Below are 4976 nucleotides of genomic sequence, written 5' to 3' on the forward strand. Positions count from 1 at the left end.
CCAGTTCTAGCGGCGCAGCTTCTTTACCTCTTTGATAATGCCAACAGCCGAGACCGAAGAAATGTTGTAAGCGATGACTACTCCAAGACTCATATTTCAGCTCAATTGCGGAACAAGGGCTCGTTCGAATACACCCATTTCTTTGAGCAGGTTCAACTTGACCTAGATCGTTATTTTGAACCTTTAAAGGCTCAGTATCCAGATCTTGAAGTAAGTGTTACAGGTCAGTTAGCCTTAATGATGGAGTTAATCGATCACATCAGCTGGGCACAAATCAAGAGTTTCGCTTTTGCACTGGTTATTATCACGATCTTGTTAATATTCTCTTTAGGTTCTGTGCAAGCAGGGTTGATTTCAATGATTCCTAATCTCCTGCCAGCATTCTTTACCTTCGGTCTGATGGGCTTGCTAGATATACCTTTAGATACGGACACGTTGATTATTGCTCCCTTAATTATTGGTATTGCCGTGGATGACACTATTCACTTTGTTGCACATTATCGAGATGCGTGGTTTGAACTTGGTGATGTTGACGCGGCTCTTAAAAGCACCATCTCAGAAGTTGGCCAGGCGGTAACATTTACTACCCTAGTCTTAGGGATTGGCTTTTCAATGCTTGCCTTCTCAGACTATATGGGACTGGCAAAAACCGGTATTTTTGGTTCATTATCAATCGTAGTTGCTTTGTCTTCAGACTTACTATTACTGCCTGCCTTGATAAGCTGGCTAAAACCAGATTTAGGGCGGAAAAAACATATGGCAGCGCTTGTTCGTCAAGAGGAGGTCGGCGCATGAAAACGATAAGCTTTAAGGTCTCGGCCTTGGTGATGCTAATTGCATTTAGCACACTGTCTCAAGCTGCTAATGATGCGAAAAGTATTATGGAAAAAGTGGATGTAGTTCAGCGAGAAACGGCTGATATGAACTTAAGTCTATCGACACTTTCTTCTTGTCCTTTTCAAATCAAGAGCAAGAAAGTGTCGTGCACCGAGTCAAAACGAATCAAACGATTTGAATCCTACAGCATTCAGGCTGGCGTTAATAAAAAAGACAGCAAAGCTATCTCTATCATTCTAGAACCCGCCCGCGAAAAAGGTGTGGGCATGCTGACATATAGCTACGAAGATGATTCAAGAGATACCGAGTCTTGGTTATACCTGTCTGCCTTGGGGAAGGTGAAACGAATGGTGAGTGGCTCATCTGATGATCAAGAACCAGTCGCTTTCTTTGGTTCTGAGTTTACAACAGAAGATATGGAAAGTGGCAAAACTGATGAATATGACTACAAGATTTTGCAAGAAGGAAAGTACGGTCAAACTCAAGTTTGGGTTATAGAAGCGAAACCAAAGCCTGTGCGTCTAAGAAAGACTAACTATAGCAAGCTACTTCTATGGATTGATAAAGAAAAATTTGTAGCGCTTAAAGTGCAAGGTTACGACAAGCATGGCAAGCTTTACAAACGCACTCTGATGAAAAAATACGAGAAGCTGTCCGGGAAGTGGCTAGCGCGTGAAATTACGGTCTTTAATCTGCAATCTAAGCGCTTATCAACCATCGTAAATGAACAAGTTGTTCTTGGCGTTGCGCTAGATGAAGCGTTTTTGACCCAGCGTAGCCTCAACGATTTTGCCTTCCGTGAACAGCATTTGTCGAAACTGAGAAAGCACTTTAAGTGATAGTTACACTAATGCTTAGATTCCTACTAGTCACTTATTTGCTCTCATATTGTGGCCTTGCTATATGTGAAGACTTACTAGAGCAGGATGAGGTCTACGATGATACTAGCTTACTTGCTGAAGAATCACTGTTACTTAGCGATGAATTCGAACTAGGCGAAGACTCTCACGAAAGGCCAGGTTCGTCTTCAGCTATGCTCATAGATATATTTAGCGTGTCTGTCACGCGTGAATTGGCATACGGTCGGCATGTTGAACAGTCAAATATTGGTATGAGGCTTGAGCTGGATACACCCCTTTGGTCGGGTGCGTATGCACGTATAGATTATGAGGTAACACACTTTTTCTCTCCAGAGAATCTATCTCGTGACTATGGAGAGTCCTATACGAATAGAGAGTTAAATGAAGCCTGGTTGCAGGTAAGTTTTTCGGATTGCGTTGCAAAGCTTGGACGTCAAACCTTGTTCTGGGGGCGAGTAGAGGGTGCTAATGCGCTTGATGTCATATCACCAGTTGACTTCACTAAACCCTTATTGACTGATTTTAGTGATATCAGACTCTCGTCAGAGATGGCTCTTTTTCGCTGCTATCAAAACGATCTTACAGCTGAGCTGTTCTATCAAGAAGATGCTCTGTTGAATCGTTTCTCTCATTTCGAAAGCGAATTAGAACGTATTGCCAGATCAGGGATGGGCGACGAATGGGGAGGGCGTTTAAGTTTGGCTAAGCAGGCTTTTGATCTCTCGTTAAGCTATGCCCGCCTGTATGCTAATCATTTCTCCATACTAATCGATAAGAATACTTTTCAAAGCACACCTTATAGTCAGCGTTACGAACTCTATGGGCTTTCGCTGGGTATCAATCAGGGAAGCATTATGTACGAGCTTGATTTGGCCTATAAAACAAATCAACTCTCTTCAGTATATGCGCTGAGTGGTCGGCCTGAAAACTTAGAAAACAGGCTTGAAATTGCGCTAGGTTTTGAATATCTAAGTGCCGCTAATCATCAAGTGAATGCTGGTGTATGGCGTTTTAAAAGTCTAGAGCAAGATACGAATCGTACCATCTATAACGAGATCTGGAATGTTTCATGGAGCAAGGAGTACTTTAATGATGTGCTCGGCTTGAGTGTGCTTGGGGCTTGGTCTACTGTCTCTGAGCTATTTGTGTTGAATCTGGCATCTGAGTATGACTTTAATGACTATGTTCAGTTATCTCTTGCGCTTAGCTATGCCAGCAAAAGCGGCTCAAATGACCCAGTTTATCCTGATTCAAAACTTAGCAGCACCTTTAAAATAGAAGCCCAATTCTAGCGATTTCTAATTGCTTAGCGAGCTCCCACTTATCTCGCATTGTTAGTAATTTCCTCTTAGTTTTTATTAATGCACCGCAGTTTTATGCGCATGTAACATTTCTAACCTAAACTTAAGGCTAGATGCGATTATAAAATAAAAATATTTGGATAATATGATGGAAGCCAGATCTGTAAAAACGATTGAAGATGCGAAGCATATTGTAAATCTTCGTGGAATAAAGCATGTCAAAGTTGGTCTTTTCGATATAGACGGCGTGATGCGCGGTAAATATATGAGCAAAGATAAGTTCTTTGCTGGGCTCGACAAGGGTTTTGGTTTTTGCGATGTTGTTTTGGGCTGGGACTCGAAAGATCAGTTATACGACAATGTCAGTTACACTGGCTGGCATACAGCCTACCCAGATGCCTCTGTACGAATTATTCCCGAAAGCTGTAGGGAGATTCCTTTTGAGCAAGGTACTTTACTTTTTATTTGTGAATTCGTAGGTGCCGCGGCAGTGCTCTGTCCGCGCAATCTTTTGAATAGGATATTACAAAAAGCAGACTCAATGGGCTTTTCTGCCAATGCAGCGCTAGAGTATGAATTCTTTCTATTTAACGAAACCCCAAAAAGCGTAAGAGAAAAAGGCTTTCGAAACCTTGAGCCTTTTACGCCGGATAACTTTGGTTACTCTGTTTTAAGGGGAAGCGTTCATCACGACTTATATGCACAAATCCTTGGGCTTGCGGAGGAAATGGATTTTCCGATTGAAGGTCTACATACAGAAACCGGGCCAGGTGTTCTTGAGGCTGCGATAGCTGTTGATACCGCACAAAATGCCGCCGATAAAGCGTCGCTATTTAAAACTTTCATTAAAGTATTGGCCCAAAAAAATGAATTGATGGCCACCTTTATGGCTAAGTGGTCGGCCGACTACCCAGGCCAAAGCGGCCATATTCATATTTCCTTAAACGATGCGAAGACAAATGAGTCAGTCTTTTTTGATCAAAGTAAAGATTATTCGATGAGTGATACTCAAAGGCATTTCGTTGCGGGTCAGCAGTTATTGATGCCAAAGTTCTTGTCATTGATTGCGCCAACGGTTAATAGTTATACGCGACTAATTCCAGGCTTTTGGGCGCCAACCGATGCTACATGGGGCGTTGAGAATCGTACTTGCTCGCTGCGCGTTATACCTGGTTCAGCGAAGTCGCAGAGAGTCGAGTATCGTTTAGGCTCGGCAGATGGTAACCCGTATCTAACCTTGGCAGCGGCGCTTGCTTCAGGTTTGTATGGTATCGAGCACAAACTTGAACCGACACCAATGGTTGTTGGTGATGCGTATTCACAAACGCATCCCAGCGCATTAAAACTTCCTGCAACACTTTGGGAGGCGGCGCAAGCTCTAAAGGAGTCTAAAGAGGCGAGAGGCCTATTTGGCGATGCCTTTGTAGAGCATTTTGCATCGAGCCGAGAATGGGAAGAGCGAGAGTTTCGCAAGCACATTAGTGACTGGGAAATGGACCGGTATTTCGAGATTATTTAACTAGAAGACATATTATGGCTAGAAAACTGAAAACCTATTCGCCAATTGATGGCTCTCTATATGTTCAAAGAGAGTTGGTTGGCGAAGAGCAGATGCTTGAAGCGGTGCTGCTTGCAGATAAAGCGCAAGATGACTGGGCTTTGGTACCCTTGGAAAAAAAGAAGCACATTTGTTCGTTAGCTGTAGAGTGCTTTGAAGAAAAAAAAGAGCTTATAGCTGAAGAGCTATGTTGGCAAATGGGACGACCGATACGATATGCAGAAGGCGAAGTTTCCAGTTTTGCAGCACGCGCCCGTCATATGATCTCAATATCTGATCGATGCCTTGCGTCAAACGAGGTTGACGATAAGCCTGGGTTTAAGCGCTTCATTAAAAAGTGTCCGGTTGGAACGGTAGCAGTTCTAGCACCATGGAATTACCCTCTACACACACCGATCAACTCTATTATTCCAGCTTTAT

5 protein-coding genes are annotated in these 4976 nt (G+C 43.1%); all 5 read left to right on the forward strand.

Annotation, left to right across the window (positions count from 1 at the left end; genetic code table 11):
- A partial coding sequence (locus tag A3757_RS09100) for an MMPL family transporter (RefSeq protein ID WP_156506264.1) occupies positions 1–795 on the forward strand: 795 nt, incomplete at its 5' end.
- The gene (locus A3757_RS09105) at positions 792–1676 is read left to right on the forward strand and encodes an outer membrane lipoprotein-sorting protein (protein ID WP_068506535.1); all 885 of its coding nucleotides are present in this window, start codon (positions 792–794) and stop codon (positions 1674–1676) included. The genes A3757_RS09100 and A3757_RS09105, both read left to right, overlap by 4 nt.
- An 11-nt stretch (positions 1677–1687) precedes the next feature.
- Positions 1688–2989 carry a DUF1302 family protein gene (locus A3757_RS09110; protein WP_068633838.1) on the forward strand — a complete coding sequence of 434 codons (1302 nt, stop codon included), beginning with the start codon at positions 1688–1690 and terminating at the stop codon, positions 2987–2989.
- Positions 2990–3143: 154 nt separating this feature from the next.
- A complete protein-coding gene (locus A3757_RS09115; protein WP_156490408.1) occupies positions 3144–4517 on the forward strand; it encodes a glutamine synthetase family protein in 1374 nt (457 codons plus the stop codon).
- A gap of 14 nt (positions 4518–4531) precedes the next feature.
- Positions 4532–4976, forward strand: a 445-nt coding sequence (locus A3757_RS09120; RefSeq protein ID WP_156506265.1) for an aldehyde dehydrogenase family protein, incomplete at its 3' end; no start/stop codon positions are given.

The organism is Oleiphilus sp. HI0117 (genome assembly GCF_001635235.1).

What these genes read in the sequence shown, in the direction of transcription:
- A3757_RS09105 (WP_068506535.1), top strand. Translation starts at nt 792, where the DNA reads ATGAAAACGATAAGCTTTAAGGTCTCGGCCTTGGTGATGCTAATTGCA.
- A3757_RS09115 (WP_156490408.1), top strand. Translation starts at nt 3,144, where the DNA reads ATGATGGAAGCCAGATCTGTAAAAACGATTGAAGATGCGAAGCATATT.
- A3757_RS09110 (WP_068633838.1), top strand. Translation starts at nt 1,688, where the DNA reads ATGCTTAGATTCCTACTAGTCACTTATTTGCTCTCATATTGTGGCCTT.